17 protein-coding genes are annotated in these 17,448 nt (G+C 71.7%); 2 read left to right on the plus strand and 15 right to left on the minus strand.

Translation table 11 applies throughout. The annotated features are described in order from the left end of the window. Nucleotide 1 precedes the first annotated feature (1 nt). The 11 genes from DZA62_RS32365 to DZA62_RS32410 all read right to left on the minus strand — a co-directional run bounded on the left by DZA62_RS32365 (nt 2) and on the right by DZA62_RS32410 (nt 12,760). The gene (locus tag DZA62_RS32365) at nt 2-1,519 is read right to left on the minus strand and encodes a sugar ABC transporter ATP-binding protein (RefSeq protein ID WP_116953102.1); all 1,518 of its coding nucleotides are present in this window, start codon (nt 1,517-1,519) and stop codon (nt 2-4) included. A 2-nt stretch (nt 1,520-1,521) separates the two neighbouring features. Continuing rightward, nucleotides 1,522-2,556 carry a sugar ABC transporter substrate-binding protein gene (locus DZA62_RS32370; protein WP_116953103.1) on the minus strand — a complete coding sequence of 345 codons (1,035 nt, stop codon included), beginning with the start codon at nt 2,554-2,556 and terminating at the stop codon, nt 1,522-1,524. A 164-nt stretch (nt 2,557-2,720) separates the two neighbouring features. Further along, the gene (locus DZA62_RS32375) at nt 2,721-4,472 is read right to left on the minus strand and encodes an FAD-binding protein (protein ID WP_116953104.1); all 1,752 of its coding nucleotides are present in this window, start codon (nt 4,470-4,472) and stop codon (nt 2,721-2,723) included. 37 nt (nt 4,473-4,509) lie between these two features. After that, nucleotides 4,510-5,886, minus strand: coding sequence for an FAD-dependent oxidoreductase (locus tag DZA62_RS32380; RefSeq protein ID WP_116953128.1), 1,377 nt, complete (start codon nt 5,884-5,886; stop codon nt 4,510-4,512). 13 nt (nt 5,887-5,899) lie between these two features. Next, nucleotides 5,900-6,853, minus strand: a complete 954-nt coding sequence (locus tag DZA62_RS32385; protein WP_116953105.1) for an ABC transporter substrate-binding protein — start codon at nt 6,851-6,853, stop codon at nt 5,900-5,902. Then, nucleotides 6,850-7,698, minus strand: a complete 849-nt coding sequence (locus DZA62_RS32390) for an ABC transporter ATP-binding protein (RefSeq protein ID WP_116953106.1) — start codon at nt 7,696-7,698, stop codon at nt 6,850-6,852. Before DZA62_RS32390 ends, DZA62_RS32385 begins: the two co-directional genes overlap by 4 nt. A 10-nt stretch (nt 7,699-7,708) precedes the next feature. Continuing rightward, complete coding sequence (locus DZA62_RS32395; RefSeq protein WP_116953107.1) at nt 7,709-8,473, minus strand: ABC transporter permease; 765 nt, start codon at nt 8,471-8,473, stop codon at nt 7,709-7,711. Beyond that, on the minus strand, nt 8,470-9,240 hold the full coding sequence (locus DZA62_RS32400) for an ABC transporter permease (protein ID WP_116953108.1): 771 nt from the start codon (nt 9,238-9,240) through the stop codon (nt 8,470-8,472). The genes DZA62_RS32395 and DZA62_RS32400 overlap by 4 nt, the downstream gene beginning before the upstream one ends. Beyond that, nucleotides 9,237-10,355: a class II histone deacetylase gene (locus DZA62_RS32405; protein WP_157988044.1), complete on the minus strand. Its 1,119-nt coding sequence runs from the start codon at nt 10,353-10,355 to the stop codon at nt 9,237-9,239. Before DZA62_RS32405 ends, DZA62_RS32400 begins: the two co-directional genes overlap by 4 nt. Further along, a complete protein-coding gene (locus DZA62_RS36080) occupies nt 10,352-10,771 on the minus strand; it encodes a hypothetical protein (RefSeq protein ID WP_157988045.1) in 420 nt (139 codons plus the stop codon). Before DZA62_RS36080 ends, DZA62_RS32405 begins: the two co-directional genes overlap by 4 nt. Nucleotides 10,772-10,774: 3 nt before the next feature. Beyond that, nucleotides 10,775-12,760 (minus strand): primary-amine oxidase, encoded by a 1,986-nt coding sequence (locus DZA62_RS32410; protein ID WP_232827663.1) that lies wholly within the window; start codon nt 12,758-12,760, stop codon nt 10,775-10,777. 245 nt (nt 12,761-13,005) lie between these two features. Here DZA62_RS32410 and DZA62_RS32415 point away from each other — a divergent pair, with 245 nt between their 5' ends. Continuing rightward, nucleotides 13,006-13,905: a LysR family transcriptional regulator gene (locus DZA62_RS32415; protein WP_116953111.1), complete on the plus strand. Its 900-nt coding sequence runs from the start codon at nt 13,006-13,008 to the stop codon at nt 13,903-13,905. A gap of 22 nt (nt 13,906-13,927) precedes the next feature. On the opposite strand, the gene DZA62_RS32420 is transcribed toward DZA62_RS32415, so the two are convergent. Then, a complete protein-coding gene (locus tag DZA62_RS32420; RefSeq protein WP_198664433.1) occupies nt 13,928-14,086 on the minus strand; it encodes a hypothetical protein in 159 nt (52 codons plus the stop codon). Between the two features lie 112 nt (nt 14,087-14,198). Between DZA62_RS32420 and DZA62_RS32425 the strand changes: the two genes are divergently transcribed. Further along, entirely contained in the window at nt 14,199-14,507 is a 309-nt protein-coding gene (locus tag DZA62_RS32425; protein ID WP_116953112.1) for a carboxylesterase family protein, read from the plus strand. 13 nt (nt 14,508-14,520) lie between these two features. On the opposite strand, the gene DZA62_RS32430 is transcribed toward DZA62_RS32425, so the two are convergent. The 3 genes from DZA62_RS32430 to DZA62_RS32440 are packed head-to-tail and all read right to left on the minus strand — an operon-like array spanning nt 14,521 to nt 17,448. Continuing rightward, nucleotides 14,521-15,819 (minus strand): NtaA/DmoA family FMN-dependent monooxygenase, encoded by a 1,299-nt coding sequence (locus DZA62_RS32430; protein WP_157988046.1) that lies wholly within the window; start codon nt 15,817-15,819, stop codon nt 14,521-14,523. Beyond that, nucleotides 15,816-16,670 (minus strand): sulfurtransferase, encoded by an 855-nt coding sequence (locus DZA62_RS32435; protein WP_116953114.1) that lies wholly within the window; start codon nt 16,668-16,670, stop codon nt 15,816-15,818. The genes DZA62_RS32430 and DZA62_RS32435 overlap by 4 nt, the downstream gene beginning before the upstream one ends. Continuing rightward, nucleotides 16,651-17,448, minus strand: coding sequence for an ABC transporter ATP-binding protein (locus tag DZA62_RS32440; RefSeq protein WP_116953115.1), 798 nt, complete (start codon nt 17,446-17,448; stop codon nt 16,651-16,653). The genes DZA62_RS32435 and DZA62_RS32440 overlap by 20 nt, the downstream gene beginning before the upstream one ends.

Here is a 17,448-nt window from a genome sequence, read left to right on the forward strand (position 1 = left end):
GTCACGTCACCGCCAATCTCGTGAGCGCCTCGGCGCAGATGTCGTCACCGCGCAACTCGCCGACGACTCGTCCACGGTTCATGACGAGCACCCGGTCGGCGCAGGAGACGGCCTCATCGACGTCGCTCGTCGCGGCGAGAACCCCGCGGCCGCCGTCGACGAACCCGCGCAGGGCCGTGTAGATATCCCGGCGCGAGGCGACGTCCACGCCGCGGGTGGGCTCGAGCAGGGCGAGCACGTCCACGCCGTACTCCAGCCACCGGCCGAGCAGGATCTTCTGCTGGTTGCCCCCGGACAGCTGGGCGACCTCGATCTCCGGTGAGGCGACGTTCTTCAGGAACAGCGGTTCCTTCCACCGCCCGTAGACCCCGCGTTCGGCGCCGGACCGGATGAGCCGCGACCAGTGCGCGAGGCGGCGCCACGACGGCACCGCGAGGTTCCGCGCCGCGGACAACGGCGAGAAGAGTCCCTCTGCCTTGCGGTCGAGGGCGACCAGGCCGACACCGCGCGCGATGAGACGGCTCGGCGTCGCCCGCTGCACGACCTGGTCCCGGACCCGGAGGATCCCGGACGTCAACGAAATGTCGCCGGCCGCGGCCCGGACCGCCTCGACCGCCCCGGAGCCGAGCTTGCCGTAAAGCATGACCGCCTCGCCGGCCGCGACCCGCAGATCCAGAGCGTCGAACGCTCCGGCGACACCAGCCTGCGACAGCGAGAGCAACGGCGCGGAGTCGTTGTCCGCGCCGCGGGATGCGGTGCGCCCGCCGGTGCCGGCGTCCGCACCGCGCGAACGTTCCGCGCCGACCATGGCAGTCACGATCCTGGCGGTGTCGCAGCTCGCCGTCGCCGCCTGCAGGGTGGTCCTGCCGTCACGCAGGACCTGGACCCGGTCGGCGATCTGCGCGACCTCGTCGAGCCGGTGGGTGATGTAGATCATCGCGACGTCGCGCGCCCGCAGCCGCCGCAGCAGGTCGAACAGGCGTTGCGTCTCGTACTCCGACAGCGCCGCGGTCGGCTCGTCGAGGATGAGCACCGTCACCTCGCGCGAGATCGCGCGAGCGATCTCGACAAGCTGCCGCTCCCCCAGACTGAGCTGCTCGACCGGGACGCTGACGTCGATGACCTCGGCCATGTCCAACTCGGCCAGCGCCTCGCGGGCCCGGCGGCGCACCGCCGGCCAGTCCACGAGGCCGGCACGATGCGCGAGCCGGCCGAGCGCGATGTTCTCCGCCACCGACAGCGACCCCGCGTCGGTGATCTCCTGCGAGATGTAGCCGATGCGGTGGTCCCGGGAGTCCTGCGGAGTGAGGGCGCCGGTCGTCGTGCCATCGATCTCGATGACACCGGCGTCGGGCGCCTCTACCCCGGCAATGATCTTGACCAGGGTGGACTTGCCCGCGCCGTTCTCGCCCAGCAGCGCCAGCACCTCACCCCGGCCGACCTGCAGGTCGATGCCATGGAGTACCGGCACGCCGGCGAAGCCTTTAAGGATGCCCCTCAGGGCCAGCTGTGCGCACATCGTCAACAGCCCGTCGTGTCGTACAGATCGCCGACGTTGGCGGCGTTCGCGACCTCGACCGGCGTACCCAGCACCGCGCCCGGAAGCTCCTCACCGTCCAGGACCTGGAGCAGGTACGGGATCGCGACCTCGCCCAGCCGCTCGGGGAAATAGGCGACGCTGGTGATGAAGTTCGGGTTGGTGGCCAGCTCGCACACGGCCGAGGAGTCCAGCGCCTGACCGGCGAAGAACACGTCGTCCTCGCGGGAGGCGGCCTGCGCGGCGCTGTGGGCGCCGAGCACGGCATAGTCGGCGACACCGACGACCATGATGCGCTCTGCCGTGGGCACGGAGCTGAGCAGGTCCCGAAACGCGTCTCGCGCCTCGGTCGGCGTCAGAGCCTCGAACGTGCGCTCGTCGGTGATCTCACCACACACCGATGCGAAGCCCTCCCGGAATCCGCCCATGCGCTGGGTGTTCGCGTCACCCAGCATGCTCAGCTCGATCGACACGTACAGGTCGTACTCGCAGTCGAAGCTCTCCTCGATGTGACGGCCCAGGGCCTCTCCGCCCAGCCGCCCGGCCTCGAAGTTGTCAACCCTGATGTTGACCTCCTCGCAGGGCTTCTGCGGGAAGTTCAGACCGATCACCGGGACGTCCGGACCGGCCGCGCAGATCGACTCCGCTGCCGACACGGTAAGCTGGTAGAGGAAGTACGCGTCGAGGTCGAGCGCGCTGAATCGGCGGGCGCAGTCCAGCGCCGTCGACGCCTGGCCCTCCGCGTCGCACACGACCAGCTCGATGCCGGCGATGCCTGCGTATTCGCGCACGCTCTCGGTGTACTGGTGGTTGACGGGGACGGCCTCGTTGGCCGAGATGTAGCCGACCCGCAGGCCCTCGCCACTGCCCGGCTCGACGGTGAGGAAGTCCACCGGAACGGGGGTCTCCTCCGCCGACGCCGCCTCGACGTCGGTGTCGGCGGCCGGCTGCTCGCTGCACGCCGCCAGCACGAGGGCGGCGAGGACGGCCAGGCCGGCGCCGAAGGTGATTCTGGCCATGCTGGTTCCCTTCACGATTGATAAGCCCCGATCATGGCTTCGTCGACGATGTCCGCGACGCTTCACGGCGGATGACCCGCCTTCACCCTGCTAGCCCACGACCTTGGAGCAATTCCAAGCCGGTGTCCAAGTCCGATCCGAGACGTACTCATAACGTGACGTGATCACGATGCGTAGTCCTCACCCAAGGCGTGCCGGACCGCGAGATGGGCGAACACCACGGCAGGGCCCAGGGTGATGCCCGGACCCGGATACCGGCCGCCCATGATCGAGCGCATGTCGCTGCCAAGGATGTACAGCCGGCCGATCGGCCGCCCACCGGCGTCGAGAGCCCGTGCCCGCTCGTCGGTCGCGAAGCCCGACGCCGAGCCGATGTCGCCCGGATACAGCCGGACCGCGTAGTAGGGCGGAGTGCGCAGCGGGCCGAGCGACGGGTTCGGCTCCCTGCCGCGAGCTCCCAAGTTGCGTTGGTACGGCGTCTCGCCCCGGCAGAACTGCGTGTCCAGGCCTCGCTCGGCGTCGGCGTTGAAGCGTTCGATCGTCTGCCGCAGCACGTCGTTGTCGACGCCCAGGGCGTCGGCCAGCCGGGCCGGGTCACCGGCCTGCACCACGTAGCCCTCCCGGAGTCGCCGGCGCAGCCCCCACCCACCCGGCCGCACCGCGCCGATGCCGTACCGGCGCACCGCGGCGGCATCGGCGATCAGAAAGGCCGGCGGGACGACGTCGTGGGCGATCATCGTCTCGCCGAAGGTGTGGTAGGCCTGGGACTCGTCCAGGTACCGGCGTCCCCCGCTGTCGACCACGAGGAATCCGGGCTTGCCCCGGTCCAGCGCGAAGTGCGGATAGACGCCCTGGCTGCCGTCGCGGCGGGCCGGCAGCGACACCGGCGCCCAGAACGCGTCGCTGCCCTGGCGGACGAACGCGGCGCCGGCCCCCTCGAGCAGCCGGTGGGCCCGGCCGCGGTTGCCGTCGGCCACGGCGCTCCACCGCTCCGGCGTCGTGCCCAGCAGCTCGGCGCGGCGTGCGCCGTCGCGGTTGAACCCGCCGGTAGCCGATATCAGCGCGCTCCGGACTGTGAGCGTCCGCCCCACGGTGCCCGATCGCAGCCGGACACCGGTGACCCCGGAGTCACCGGTGACCAGCTCCGTCGCCTCGGTGTGCAGGAGCACCGTGGCCGTCGGCCGGGACAGGAGCGTGTACAGCAGCCGCCCGACGAGCGCATTGCCCATCGTCAGGTGCGAGGAGCGGCGGCCGCGCACCCGGTCGCCGACGTGCCGGATCATCCGTGGCGCGGCCTGCAACGCGGCGCGGAACGAGCCGGCACTGAGCGGGTCGGTCGCGATTACGCTGTACGCCGCGGTCTCGTCCCGGTTCGGGGCGAACCCGCCGAGCACCGTGAACTCCTTCAGGGGCGGCCGGATCAGCGCGAGGGCCGGCCCGAGGAGCCGGCCGTCGAAGTCGACGGCCTCGATGGCGCGTCCCTGGATCGCGGCGCCGTCGACGTCACCGACGTAGTCCGGGTGGTGCGAGCGCTGGACGAACCGCGCCGCCGTGGTGCGCTCGATGAGCTCGATGGCGGCACCCGCCTCGTCGAGGAACGTCTCACGCAGCGCCGCCAGGTCGTCGGCCCCGATCAGCTGCTCCAGGTACCGTCCGGCCCGCACCCGGTCCTCCGCAGGCGAGAGACCGTCGCTCCCGTACCGGCCGGGCGCCCAGAGCGTTCCCGCCGTCAGGGCGCTGGTACCGCCGACGAGCCCGGCCGCCTCGACGATCAGCACCCGAGCACCGGCGCCGGCGGCCAGCGCACCGGCGGTCAGGCCGGCCGCGCCGGCCCCGAGCACGATGACGTCGAACGCGTCGCCCTCCTCGAGGGTGTCGAGCCGGGCCACGAGCTCGTGCTGTCGCGTGCCTGCCATACTCCGTTCCTCCCTTGGTCTGCGCTGAGGCTGGGACTCAGCTGCCGGTGAACGGCCGGCTCCGCGCCGGATCGAGGATCGCCCCGGCGTGTTCGAGGCGCGCGCGGAGCACCTCGGGATCGAGATCGGCCGGCCGCGTCCGCGCCGCGACGCTGAGCGCGGCGGCCGTGCCGGCGGCCTCGCCCAGCGCCATCACGGTCCCCATGTGCCGGATCCCGGCCATGGCCTCGCTGGTCGCCGAGATGCACCGCCCGGTCACGAGCATCCCCTCGACACCCGCCGGCACGAGGGCGCGGTAGGGGATCTGGAACGGCTGCCGCGGCACCACGAGAGACAGCCCCGAGCCGTCGGCGTGATGGGTGTCGATGGGGCCGCCGCCGAGCGCGATCGTGTCGGCGAAGGACGTCCCTGTGTGCACGTCGTCCCCGTCCACCACGTACCGGCCGATGACCCGCCAGGTCTCGCGCACCCCGATCCAGGAGGCGAGGGTGCCGAGCCGGGCGTTCTCGAACCCCGGCAGCTCCGTGCGCAGGAACGGGATCAGCCGGTCGACCATCCGGCGCCCGTCGATCTCCGCGAGGGCCAGTTGCGCCTCGTCCGTCCCGTCACGCCCGGAGACCCGGGTCATCAGTACGATCGCGTCGTCGCCGTGCGGGGAGCTGACGATGGACAGCAGCTTCTGCGCGAGCACTCCGCGCCGCAGGCCCTCCTCGGCGATCCGGTGCTTGTCCTCGCGTGGCAGCGACCGGAAACGCGCCACGTCGACACCGACGACGCGTGCGATCTGGGTCATCGGCTGCCGCTTGCGCGGGTCGGCACGTTCGCCCTCGCGGGCGGCTCCGGCCTGGACCGCGATGGTGCCGTTCGCGCTCGCCTCGACGACGACGCCGGCGCGCAGCGCCTTGCGCTCGACGACGCCCTGATACACGACGCCGGCGCACACCCCGTCCTCCATGAGCGGGGCGACCGCCTGCGCATGCAGGTACGGCTGGACCCCGGCGTCGACGAGCATGTCGTCGAGGACGATCTTCAGGAGTTCCGGGTCGAACGGGAACGTGATGACGTCGAGCGGGTCGTCGCTCGCCTCGGCGAGGACGTAGCGGCCGAAGCCGGGCGACGCACCGCGCTGCTCCAGGCGATGCGTGACCTCGAGGGGCAGGCCGCCGACGACACGACGGTCCCGCCAGAAGAAGCCCATGAGACTGGCGACCATGGCGCCGGTCGCGGTGCCGCCGAGGAACGCCGCGCGCTCGACGAGCGCGGTCCGGGCGCCCGTCCGGGCGGCGGCGATCGCGGCGCACACGCCGGACGGCCCACCGCCGACGACCACCACATCGAACCGTCCGGCGACGCGGACCGAGGCGCCGTCCTGCCAGACCTCGTCGCTGCCGGAGGACCCGGTCACCGGCGCCACCGGCCGCACCTGGTCACGGGAGCAGTCCGTCGATGTCGGCCGGGTTCTCGATCCAGCCCTCGAGCTCCAGCAGTTCGCCGACCCGCACGAGCGGATCCCGCGGCACCTCGGTGTCGTAGACGTCGAGATCGAGCCGCGCGACGATGTCCGGATCGAGCTCGCTGAGCACCGTCGGGACGTGTGCGCGGACGTCGTCGGGATGCTCGCCGACGTAGGCCAGCGTCTTCTCCAGAGCCCGGGTCATCGCCGCCACCAGTTCGGGGTCGCTCTCGATCAGACCGCCCGAGGTGAAGATGAGCTGGGTCGGCATCTGGGGCACCGCGTCGGAGTTGTTGGTGCCCTCGACGGCGTGATGGCCCTCGGCGATCAAGCTGCTGATGAACGGCTCGGCCGTCCACACACCGTCGACGTTCCCCTGCGCGAGCGCGGCCGGCATGTCCGCGAAGCCCATCTCCACGAACGTCACGCCGTCCGGGTCGCCACCGGCCTGCCGCACGGCCTCTCGGATGGTCAGGTCGCCCACGCTGGTGAGGGCGTTGATGGCGACCGTCCGGCCGTCCAGGTCGGCCGCGCCGCGGATCGCGGGGTCGGCGGCGAGCACCACGTTCGCGGACGCCACCGTGCCCTCGGCCGCGGTGCCGTCACCGGTCCACGGCGCGATGACGCGCACGTCCAGGCCACGATCGCGGGCCAGCAGCAGCGACACCGGCGTGCTGGAGGCGAACTCCATCTGGCCGGACGACACCGCCGGCAGCAGCGCGGCGCCGCCCTGGCCGGTCTCGACCGACAGGTCGAGTCCTTCCTCCTCGAAGAAGCCCTGGTCGATGCCGACATGGATGGCGGCGGTGACCGACGCCGGCAGCAGCCCGATGGTCACGTCCCGCACCCCGTCGTCGTCCTCTCCCTCGCCGCAGGCCGCGGTCACGGCCAGGACGACGACGGCGACGATCACTGCAATGCGCCTCATGTGGTCCTCCCTTCGTAGACGTTCGGTCGGCCGATGGCCGTGGGGTCCGCCATGACCGTGCGTGCGCCCCGCTTGGCCTGCTGGACGAGGCCGTAGACGTGAGCGCGCAGCTCGGCGAACCGGGGCAGCGCGCGGGTGCTGAGCTGATCGCGCGCCGCGGGCAGGTCGACGGCGACGTCCTCGAGGACGACGGTCGGCGAGTTGGACAGGACGAGCACGCGTTGGCCGAGGTAGACGGCCTCGTCGATGTCGTGGGTGACGAAGAGGACGGTCACGCCGAGCCGCGACCACAGCGCGCGCACGAGATCCTCGAGGTCGGCCCGGGTCTGCGCGTCGACGGCGGCGAACGGCTCGTCCATCAGCAGCACGTGCGGCCCGTAGGCGACCGCCCTGGCGATCGCGACACGCTGCTGCATGCCCCCGGAGAGCTGCCACGGATACGCGTCGTGGACGTCGTCGAGGCCGACCGTGGCGAGCGCATCGCGCACCAGGACCGCGCGGCGCTCGCGCGGGACCCTCTTCTCCTTTAGCGGGAGCTCGACGTTCGCCCGCACCGTCATCCAGGGGAAGAGGCTGCGCCCGTACTCCTGGAAGACCACAGCCATCCCGCGCGGCGGCCCGTCGATGGGCGCGCCCTCGAAGCGCACCTCTCCGCCGGTGACGTCGAGCAGTCCCGCGATGCAGCGCAGCAACGTCGTCTTGCCCGCGCCGGACGGGCCGACGACGCACACCAGTTCGCCGGCGGTGACCTCGAAGTGCAGGTCCCGCACGGCCTCGACCCGGCGGTCCCCGCCGGCGTAGATCTTCCGGACGTGGTCGACCGCGAGTACGGGTGCTGTGGTCATGGATGCCCTCTCATTGGTGCCGCCGGAGGCCGAAGTACCAGGCCAGAACCCGGTTCTCGACGAGCTTGAAGGCCAGCGCGAGGGTCACGCCGATGACGCCGAGCAGGAGGATCCCCGACCACATCTGCGGGATCGCGAAGGACCTCTGGAACTGCACGGTCGCGAAACCCAGGCCGTTGCTCGCGGCGAACATCTCGCTGATGACCATGAGGATGATGGCGATCGACAGCGCCTGCCGGGCGCCGGTCACGATGTGCGGACTGGCGCCGCGCAGCAGGAGGTGCCGGAATCTGGCCGCCGGGCGCAGGCGGTACACGCGGGCGGTGTCCCGCAGCACCTCGTCGATCGCCCGGGCGCCCTCGGCGGTGTTGAGCAGGACCGGCCAGACGCACCCGGAGACGATCACGATCACCTTCATCTGGTCGCCGATGCCGGCGAACAACATGATGATCGGGATCAGCACCGGCGGCGGGATGGAACGGCAGAACTCCAGGACGGGCTCGCAGTACTGCCGCAGCCTGGCCGACAGTCCGATCGCCAGACCGGCCAGGATCCCGGCGGCCAACGCCAGGGCGTAGCCCGTGGCCAGGCGCAGCAGCGACGGCACGACGTCGGCCCGCAGCCGCTCGCCGAGCCAGGTCGGGCGCAGTTCAGCGACGATGTCGCTCAGCGGCGGCCAGAAGAAGCTCTGGCTGCCACGGGAGATCAGCCACCAGGCCGTCACGAGCGCGACCGGCAAGGCGGCGGCGGTGAGCGTCGAGCGGAGCAGTCTCATGCGGCGGCCTCTCGCCGCACCGACACGTGCCATCGCAGCGTACGGCGTTCGACGGCGCGGATCGACAGGTTCACCGCGACCCCGAGCAGGCCGGCCACGACCACCAGCGCGTACATCGTCTCCACCGCCCCGGCGGACTGAGCGAGCGCGATCTGCCGGCCGAGCCCGGGCGATCCGATCACCAGCTCGCCGGTGATGGCGAGGACGAGCGCGACGGTCGCGGCGAGCCGCAGCCCGGTCAGCACATAGGGCAGCGCCGTGGGCCACACGACGGTCCGGATCCGCGTGCGCAGCCCGAACCGGTAGCTGCGGGCGGTCTCGGCGGCCACCGGATCGACGTCGCGGACGCCGTCGAGCACCTGCACGAGGACCTGCCAGAAGCTCGCGTAGACGATCAGCAGCACGGTCGAGCGCATACCGGTGCCGTACAGCAGGACCGCCAGCGGGATCAGCGCCACCGACGGGATGGGACGCAGGAACTCGATCGTCGACGCGGTCAGGGAGCGCAGAGGGGGAACGACGCCGATGGCCACCCCGAGGACGAGCCCGGCGACGGCGGCTATGCCCAGGCCGGCCGACCAGCCGCGCAGGGTGTCCAGGAGCGCAGACCAGAACGCCGGCTCGCCCACCTGACGGCCCAGCGCCGACACGATGGAGCTGAAGGGCGGCAGGTAGCCCCGCCCGACGACGTCGGTGCGCGGGAAGACCTCCAGCACGGCCACGAAGACGCCGAGCCCGGTCAGGCCACGCCGCAGGGCCGGGTTCACGGCGCCACCGCCTCGTCCAGGACGGCCTCCAGGCGGTCGATGACGCGCGCCTGCTCCGGGGTGAGGTCCTGGAACGGGTTCGTCTCCACGATGAACCCGGCCGGGTCGCCGATCCCGGTGTCCTCACCGGCGAGCGTCTCGACGACGGCGAGCGTGCAGTACGGGACGTAGGACGGCGAGTACCCGCCCTCATGAGCCACGACGAGCCGGCCCTGGCAGACCTCGGCCGCGAGCTCCGCCACCTGCCCGGCCAGCCACCGGTAGTCCCCGACGCCCAGCAGCATGTGCCCGTTCGGATCGAAGAACGACGCGTCGTAGCCGCTGGCCACCAGGATCAGCTCCGGCGCGAACGCCCGGACCCGCGGCGCCACGATCCGAGTGAACGCCTCCCGGTACGCCTGCGAGCCCGAACCCGGCGGCAGCGGGACGTTCAGGCAGGCGCCGAGCGCGTCCGGACCGCCGACCTCTTCGACGTCGCCGGTACTGAGCTGCAGGAGCCGGTCCTGGTGCATCGAGACGGTGAGCACGTGCGGGTCGTCCCAGAAGATCTCCTGCGTGCCGTTGCCGTGGTGGACGTCCCAGTCGATCACCGCCACCCGGCCCACGCCGTGCTCTTGACGTGCCGCCTCGGCCGCGACGGCCACGTTCGCGAAGACGCACAGCCCCATGCCACGGTCGGGCAGCGCATGGTGACCGGGCGGGCGCACCAGCGCGTACGCGTTCGACACCGCGCCGTCGAGCACCGCCTTCGTCGCCGCCACGACGCCGCCCGCGCTGAGCCGGGCGATCTCCAGGTTCCCGTGCCCGAACGGGCTGCGCCAGAGCCCCCGGTCGGCGTAGCCGCCCTTGGGCAGGGCGTCCTGGCCGATCAGGAAGTCGAGGTAGTCGGGCGTGTGCACGCGCAGCAACTGCTCGTCGGTCGCCGCCGTCGCCGGCACCGGAGTCAGGCGGTCGGCCAGGCCGCTCACCCTGATCAACGACGCGGCCCGCTGCCGGGTCGCGGGCTGGTCCAGGTGATCGCCGGGCTCCACGTACCGCCCGGGCGGGATCAGCCCTGGGCTGTGCCCCATGTCGTACCAGCTGTAGTCGTCCCGCCAGACCCATCCCGTGCTCATCGGTTCCGTCCTCTCCGGCCGAGCAGGGCGGCCGACGCCAGCACCATCTCCGCGACCGCCAGCCACAGCGCGACGCTCATGAACAGGCCGCCGGGCGTGCCCGGCGCCGTGTGCGCGTGCTGCCCCACGGCGACGGCGCCGGAACTGGCGGCGCCATGGCCGAACACGGCGTGTGCCAGGACCATCGCCGCGCTGAAGACAAGCATCATCGTCCAGGCCCGCTGCTCCGGCCGGCGCCACACGTCGGCCGCGCAGCCGGCGCACGCCAGCGCCAGGACCGTCATGACAACGGCGCCCGAGGCGTCCGACGACCAGGCCGTCAGCACGTGCAGCACCGCCGAGAGGACCGCGCATGCCGCGGCGATCGCGGGCAACGCGGGCCCGCGCACGACCACCTGCCGGGGTTCGGCCGTCATCGGTCAGCTCCCGTGCCGGCCGTCGGCATGACACGACGGCGCCGCGCCATGGCCGGCGTGACCGCCCTCCGGCGGCAGGTCGAGCATCGGGTTGCCGTCGAAGAAGCCGTGCGGCCTGAGGTGCAGCCCGACCGTCGCCACCGGCATGACCGGCCAGTCCTCGGGACGGACCACGTGGTGGGCGCACAGCACCGGCCACAGCACCAGGTCCGCGCCGGCCAGCGATCGGTCCTGACCGGTGTACGCCGGCAGCCCGCCTCCGCCGGGATGCTGCGCGACGTATTCGCCGGCCGCGTAGCGCTCGCGCGGACTGTACGGCGTGGCCCACAGGTGCTTCGTCGCGAACCCTCCGCGTTCGGCCTGCTGCGATCCGGGCCTGGCGAGGGGCAGCGTCAGCGAGCCGCCCAACTCCAGCTTGTACCCGATGAGCGAGCCCAGCGCGCTGCGCCGGTCGGCGTTCGCGACGAGCCAGGACTTGCCGATGGCCGGGTCGGCGAGCTGCCGGGCGGCGTGCTCGGTGTCCAGGTGCGTGTACACCTGCCGCCACGCGTTGCCCCGCGGGTCGGTCTCGTCGTCGGCGGCCTCGGCGTGCACGGAGTAGAGGTCGTTCCGGTCGCCGTCGACGGCCATGTCGAGCCGAAGGCCGAAGAAGTGCTGGTGGTTCGGCCCGTAGAGGCCGGGCGCCACCAGTGCGCCGAACCGCGGCTCGGACCCGTCGTCGACCGCGCCGGTCGACAGCACGCCGGTGAGCTTCGACTCGAACTCGATCGTCCCGTCCAGGTACAGGTACCAGTAGAAGCCGTAGTCGTAGTTGCCCACGGTCGTGAACACGGAGATGACCAGCCGGCGGTTGCGCCGCACCTCGGCCGCGCCGCTCGAGTCGGTGTGCTTCCAGCCGATGCCGGCGTCCTCCTCGTGAACGCAGATCGCGTTCTCGATCCGCACCGGCTGGCCGTCCTGATCGGCGACGTACGCGTCGAGGTAGCTGATCTCACCCAGACAGTCGCAGCCGAGCACCAGGCTGTTGGCCATGGCGCCCAGGCCGTACTCGCCCTCGTCGAAGACGTTCTTGTTCCAGTGCGTGTCGCCCGGGTCGGCGTAGGGCACGTACATCTCCGCCAACGAGGCGCGATGAATGACGGGCCGCTCGACGCCGCGGTCGACGTAGGTGATCTGGTGGAGCACGAGGCCCTCGCGCGGCGTGTAGCCGACGCGCAGCCGCCAGTTCGCCCAGCTCACGGCGTGACCGTCCAGCGTGAACGACGGTCCGTCCGGCTGGGCGATGACGATCGGCTTCAGCGGTTCGCGCACCCCGGGAAACGCCGGCGTGTTGTCCGGGTCGGCGATCCGGTCCGGGGTGTAGTTGCCCCGCCTGGGTGGGAGCGCCACCACACCGGTGTCGACCACCTCGACGACCTCACGAGCGTCCAGGTCGACCGTGACCACCAGGTTCTCCACCGGCTTGGCGTAGCCGTTGCCGTCCGGCGAGTCCTTGACGAACGTCAGCGGCCGAGCGATGCGCCGACGGTCCGGAGCGTCCTGCGGACCGGTGTACCCGCCGGCCCACTTGTCCACGACGGCCAGCGAGAAGTCGGTGACGCCCCGGTCGCGCATCGCCTGCTGCCAGCGCGGATCCTGCCGGACCAGCCCTTCGCAGAGCCGCAGCTCCTCCTTCGTCATGGGCGCCTGGATCCCCGACACCTCGACGAGGCTGACGACCCGGCCCGCGGTGAGGTCGACGACCGCTTCCAGGGCCCGGCGGGCCGCGCGGTCGTGCAGGACCACGAACGCCTGCCGCGTCCAGGTGTCGCCCGGGCGGAACCCGGCGACGACGTCCTTGGGCGGCTCGCACAGCTCGACGTAGACGAACCGGTGATCCGGGCCCAGGCCGTGCTCACGCACGAGGATCGCCGACGCCGCCCTGATCTCCTCGGGCGTCAGCGGCTCGAGCGGATGCGCGACGGCGGCTGGGGTCTCGGGGCCGGTCACGCCGTCCACCCCCGCCAGGACCGGTGGGGCGCGCTGCTGTGCTCTGAGGTCAGGAACAAGTAACCGAAGTCCTCTCTGCTTATTGACGATGGGCCGTGAAGGTCGGCTCATCCGCCGATGAAGGGCCCGCACCAAGCGCTGAAGATCGCGATTTACGCTGGTTAACCAACTGGGCAGAGCGATCGTGACACGCCTCACAGCGACACGTCCAAGTCCGTCTGGTGAACTGCCGATAACTTGCCCTTATGGAGTCGTCGGCAATCCGGGTCGGATTCGACCTGCGCCTGCTGGAGACCTTCGTCGTCGTCGCGCGCGAACTGAACTACCGCCGGGCCGCCGAGTTGCTCTACGTCTCGCAGCCCGCGGTCAGCCAGCAGATCAAGAAGCTGGAGCAACAGCTCCGATTCGCGCTCTTCGAACGGTCCACCGCCGGGGTCAAGCTCACCGCGGACGGTGCGACCCTGTACGTGGCCACGCAGCAGGCGCTTGGCACCCTTGACGCGGCCGTGCGCTCGCTGCGGTCCGCTCAGGAGCTGGAGTCACGCCGGATCAAGGTGGGCTACCTGACGACATGGGCGCGTGCGGAGATCCCTAGGCTGATGACCGCCATCGAGCGGCAGCTGCCCGACCTCACCATGACGCTGGAGTCGTTCATCCTCGACGACCTGCTGACCGCGATCCGCGGCCAGGAGCTTGATCTGGCGATCTTCCATCTGCCGGACGTCATCGAGATCGACACCAGCGACCTCACCCTGACCCACGTCGGCACCACGGCCCGTTTCGTCGCCGTGCCGGTCGGGCATCGGTTCTCCGCTCGCCGGACGGTGGCGCTCACAGAGCTTGCGAACGAGACCTGGATCGCGTCGACCGGACTGTACGCCGAGAACTTCGCCGCGCTCTGCCGGCTGAACGGGTTCACCCCGAACGTCACCGTCACCGCGGCGAACGCCGAGACCATGCTCGGTCTCGTCCGCGCGGGGCTGGGCGTCACCGTCGTCCCGAACGTGCCCGTCGGCTGGAAGGACCTGGCGTTCGTCCCCATCGCCGACGAAGAGCTGGAGGTCGTCGTAGCACGGCACCACACGAACACCAGCGCGCTGGCCCGCCAGATCACCGACATCATCGTCAGCACCTTCGACGCCTGATCCCGAGGCGTGGGCTCGTGGCTCAGATCTGAGCGTGATTGGGCGGCTCGGCGCCGTCCACGATCCACCGTCCAAGATGCTTCAGTTTCCAGGTGGCCGGGTCGTGCAGGGTGTGGGTGCGGGCGTTGCGCCAGCGCCGGTCCAGGCCGAGCGCCCGCCAGCGCCGAGCGGGTGCCCGCAAGCTCGAACAACCTGGTCCCGACCTCGACCGACGCGAGCGTCGAGGAGGCGCGGACGGCGGCGACCGCCAGGCTGGCGTCGCGGGCCGCCCGCGCGGTGGGGTCCGCGTCGTCATGACCCGAGCCATGTACCGCTGGGCGCACCTGCAGACGCGGACCGGCGACGTGCCCGCCTACCTCTATCACTTCACCCGCACCCCGCCAGAGGACGGCCTCGAGAACTTCCGCGCCTACCACGGCGCGGAAGTGATGTACGCCTACGACAACCTCGGCCAGGACAGCGACGCCAGCTACGAGAAGGCCGACTACAGGCTGCGCGACCAGATGAGCGCCTACTGGGTCAACTTCGTGCGCAACGCGGACCCGAACGCACCGGGCCGGCCGATCTCGCCGACGGTGGCCCGATCCCTTGGCGGACGGTGACGGGACGCTCCACTCAGTACCGCAGACCCAGCCGCTCCTTGAGGGTGCGTCCCGGCGGCGGGTCGCCCACGAGACCGCGGCGCCGCAGCTCCGGGACGACGAGGTCCAGGACGTTCGGGCCGCTGCTCTGGGTGACCTGAGGAAGGATCGTGAAGCCGTCCGCCGCTCCCTCGGCGAACCATTCCTCGAGATGGTCGGCCACGTCGCCGGGATCCCCGGTGATGCTCGACACCCCCTGGCCGCCGTCGAGGCGCTCGATGAGGTCCTGCGCCGTCCGGACCTCGCCGTGCTCCACGAGCGCGCGGACCATCACGAGCTGGGTCTGGAACCGGTGGCCGTCCCGCGGAGCGGGCAGCGGCGGCAGCGGGTCGTCCGGGGCCAACGTGGTCAGGTCGACCTCCAGGATGCGCGAGATGCCGGCCAGTTTGTGCTCGTAGGGCAGCAGGTCGTTCAGCTCGGCGGCCTTGGCCCGCGCGGCCGCACGTTCCGGTTCCACCAGCACCCGGACGCCGAGCAGGATCTTCACCTGGCCGGGATCGCGCCCGGCGCCTGCGGCCCGGCCCTTGACGTCGCGGTAGAACTCCTGCGCGGTGTCGAGCGACTGGCTGATGGTGTAGACGACGTCGGCGTGGCGGGCGGCGAAGTCGCGGCCGTCCTCAGATGAGCCGGCTTGGACGATCACCGGCCGGCCCTGCGGCGAACGCGGAGAGTTGAGCGGGCCGTCGATGCGGTAGAACTCGCCCACGTGGTCGATCGGGCGGACGGCGCCGTCGCGGACGAACCGGTTCGCCGCCGCGTCGGGCGCCAGCGCGTCGGCGTCCCACGACCTCCAGAGGTCCACCAGCACCCGGGTGAACTCGTGGGCGCGCCGGTACCGCGTCGGGTGATCGGGCAGCGCGTCCAGACCGTAGTTGCGGGCCGCGGCGTCCGAGGTGGTGGTCACGATGTTCATGCCCGAGCGGCCGCCGCTGAGGTGTTCCAGCGAGGCGAACTGCCGGGCCACCGTGTACGGCGGCGAGAAGGTTGAGGACACCGTGAGGATCAGCCCGATCCGGTTGGTCCGCGCAGCGAGCCCGCTGAACAGCGTGAACGGCTCGAATCCGAGCACCGGGTTCCAGGTGTCGCCGGCCCGGTGGGACAGCCCGTCGGCGATGAACACGGCGTCGACACCGGCATCCTCGGCGTGGGTGGTGAGCCGGGCGTAGTACTCGAAGTCGGTGGCTAGGCGCGGGTCGGTGTCGGGGTGCCGCCAGGCGGCGTGGTGGTGCCCGATGGGGTCGATGTTGAAGTTCAGCAGCAACCGCCGGGTCACCGCGGGTCGCCGCCGGTCACGAGCGGCTCGTCGTGCCAGGCCCAGTCGGCGAGCGACCCGTCGTACAGCAGACCCGGCTCACGTCCGGCCTCGTGCAGGGCGAGCAGCACGAGGGTCGCGGAGATCCCGCTGCCGCAGTAGGCGACGGCCGGCTCGGGCCCGGCCGCGTCGAGGAGCCGGCGCCGCGCCCGCGGCCCGGCGTCCAGCGTGCCGTCGGCCGCGAGGAGCGACTGCCACGGCACGTTCACCGCGCCCGCGATATGCCCGCCAGAGTACGACTCGTGGTCCAGCGCGTGGACGAGGACGCCGGCCCGCCGGCCGTCGCTGGCCTCCCTGACCTGCTCCCGGGTGGCGTAGACGTCCTGCTCGTCGATAGCCCCGTACCGCTGCGCTGGCGTCCAGTCGCCCGTGCCACGTTCGAGCGGCAGTCCGGCGCGCACCCAGGCGTCCCGGCCGCCGTCGAGCACCCGGACATCGGGGTGGCCGATGCCGCGCAGCAGCCACCACAGGCGTGCGGCCCAGCGGGTCTCCCCGGTGTCGTAGGCGACCACGGTGGTCTCGCGGGTGATCCCGAGGGCGGCCAGTGCCGCGGCGAGCCGGGCCGGCGCCGGCCGGGTGAACGCCGTCGCGCCGTCCGGGTCGGAGAGATCGCCGAGCAGATCGGCGAACCGCGCGCCGGGCAGGTGCCCGATGTCGCCGAACGACGGACGGCCGGACAGCCACACCCGCCGTCCGCCGTCCTCGCTGCGCAGCACCGTGGCGTCGACGATGACCAGGGCGGGGTCGTGACGGCGGGCGTCGACCCAGCCCGCCGTCACCAGTGCGTGGCGCTCATCGGCCGGCGTTGTCATGGGTGTCTCCTCCGGAGTCGAACAGGGCAGGAAAGATCTCGACGCGGGATCCGCTGGGGCGGACCACGACGTCGATGCCGTAGAGGTCGGAGATGCGCTCGGCCGACAGGGCCGCGTCCGGTGCGCCTGCGGCGGCCACCCGGCCCTGGTCGAGCAACACCACCTGGTTGCAGAAGAAGTGAGCGTGGGTGAGTTCGTGGATGGCGATCAACGAGATGATCTGGCGGCTGGCCGTGATCTCCTGGATGAGCTGCAACGTCTCGATCTGATAGCGCAGGTCCAGCGCGCTGGTCGGCTCGTCGAGCATCAGGATCCGCGGCTCCTGCGCCAGCGCGCGGGCGATCAGCACCCGCTGGGCCTGCCCTCCGGACAGCGAGGCGACGCTCCGGTCAGCCAGGTCGCCGAGCCGCAGCAGGTCGAGCGCCGACTCCACGACCTCCCAGTCGCGTGCCGCCGGCTGGACCCGGATGTGCGGGTTGCGGCCCAGGAGGACCGCGTCGCGCACGCTCAGGTCGAAGGCGACCTCACTGCTCTGCGGGACGTAGGCGATGAGGCGGGCGGCCTCGCGGCGAGACATGCCCAGGACGTCGGCACCGTCGTAGGTCACCGCGCCGCACTCGGGCCGGTACACGCGGGCGAGGATCTTGGCCAGCGTCGACTTGCCCGAGCCGTTGGGCCCGAGCAGCCCGCAGAAGTCGCCCCGGTTCAGGTCGAAGCCGACGCCGTGCAGGATGGTGGTGCGCCCGTGGCGGAAGGTGACGTCGCGTACGGAGAGCAT

The organism is Jiangella endophytica (assembly GCF_003427025.1).
Lineage (GTDB): Bacteria > Actinomycetota > Actinomycetes > Jiangellales > Jiangellaceae > Jiangella > Jiangella endophytica.

What these genes read in the sequence shown, in the direction of transcription:
- DZA62_RS32375 (WP_116953104.1), bottom strand. Translation starts at nt 4,472, where the DNA reads ATGGCAGGCACGCGACAGCACGAGCTCGTGGCCCGGCTCGACACCCTC.
- DZA62_RS32440 (WP_116953115.1), bottom strand. Translation starts at nt 17,448, where the DNA reads ATGCTCTCCGTACGCGACGTCACCTTCCGCCACGGGCGCACCACCATC.
- DZA62_RS32415 (WP_116953111.1), top strand. Translation starts at nt 13,006, where the DNA reads ATGGAGTCGTCGGCAATCCGGGTCGGATTCGACCTGCGCCTGCTGGAG.
- DZA62_RS32370 (WP_116953103.1), bottom strand. Translation starts at nt 2,556, where the DNA reads ATGGCCAGAATCACCTTCGGCGCCGGCCTGGCCGTCCTCGCCGCCCTC.
- DZA62_RS32395 (WP_116953107.1), bottom strand. Translation starts at nt 8,473, where the DNA reads ATGAGACTGCTCCGCTCGACGCTCACCGCCGCCGCCTTGCCGGTCGCG.
- DZA62_RS32435 (WP_116953114.1), bottom strand. Translation starts at nt 16,670, where the DNA reads ATGACAACGCCGGCCGATGAGCGCCACGCACTGGTGACGGCGGGCTGG.
- DZA62_RS32425 (WP_116953112.1), top strand. Translation starts at nt 14,199, where the DNA reads ATGACCCGAGCCATGTACCGCTGGGCGCACCTGCAGACGCGGACCGGC.
- DZA62_RS36080 (WP_157988045.1), bottom strand. Translation starts at nt 10,771, where the DNA reads ATGACGGCCGAACCCCGGCAGGTGGTCGTGCGCGGGCCCGCGTTGCCC.
- DZA62_RS32390 (WP_116953106.1), bottom strand. Translation starts at nt 7,698, where the DNA reads ATGACCACAGCACCCGTACTCGCGGTCGACCACGTCCGGAAGATCTAC.
- DZA62_RS32385 (WP_116953105.1), bottom strand. Translation starts at nt 6,853, where the DNA reads ATGAGGCGCATTGCAGTGATCGTCGCCGTCGTCGTCCTGGCCGTGACC.
- DZA62_RS32365 (WP_116953102.1), bottom strand. Translation starts at nt 1,519, where the DNA reads ATGTGCGCACAGCTGGCCCTGAGGGGCATCCTTAAAGGCTTCGCCGGC.
- DZA62_RS32405 (WP_157988044.1), bottom strand. Translation starts at nt 10,355, where the DNA reads ATGAGCACGGGATGGGTCTGGCGGGACGACTACAGCTGGTACGACATG.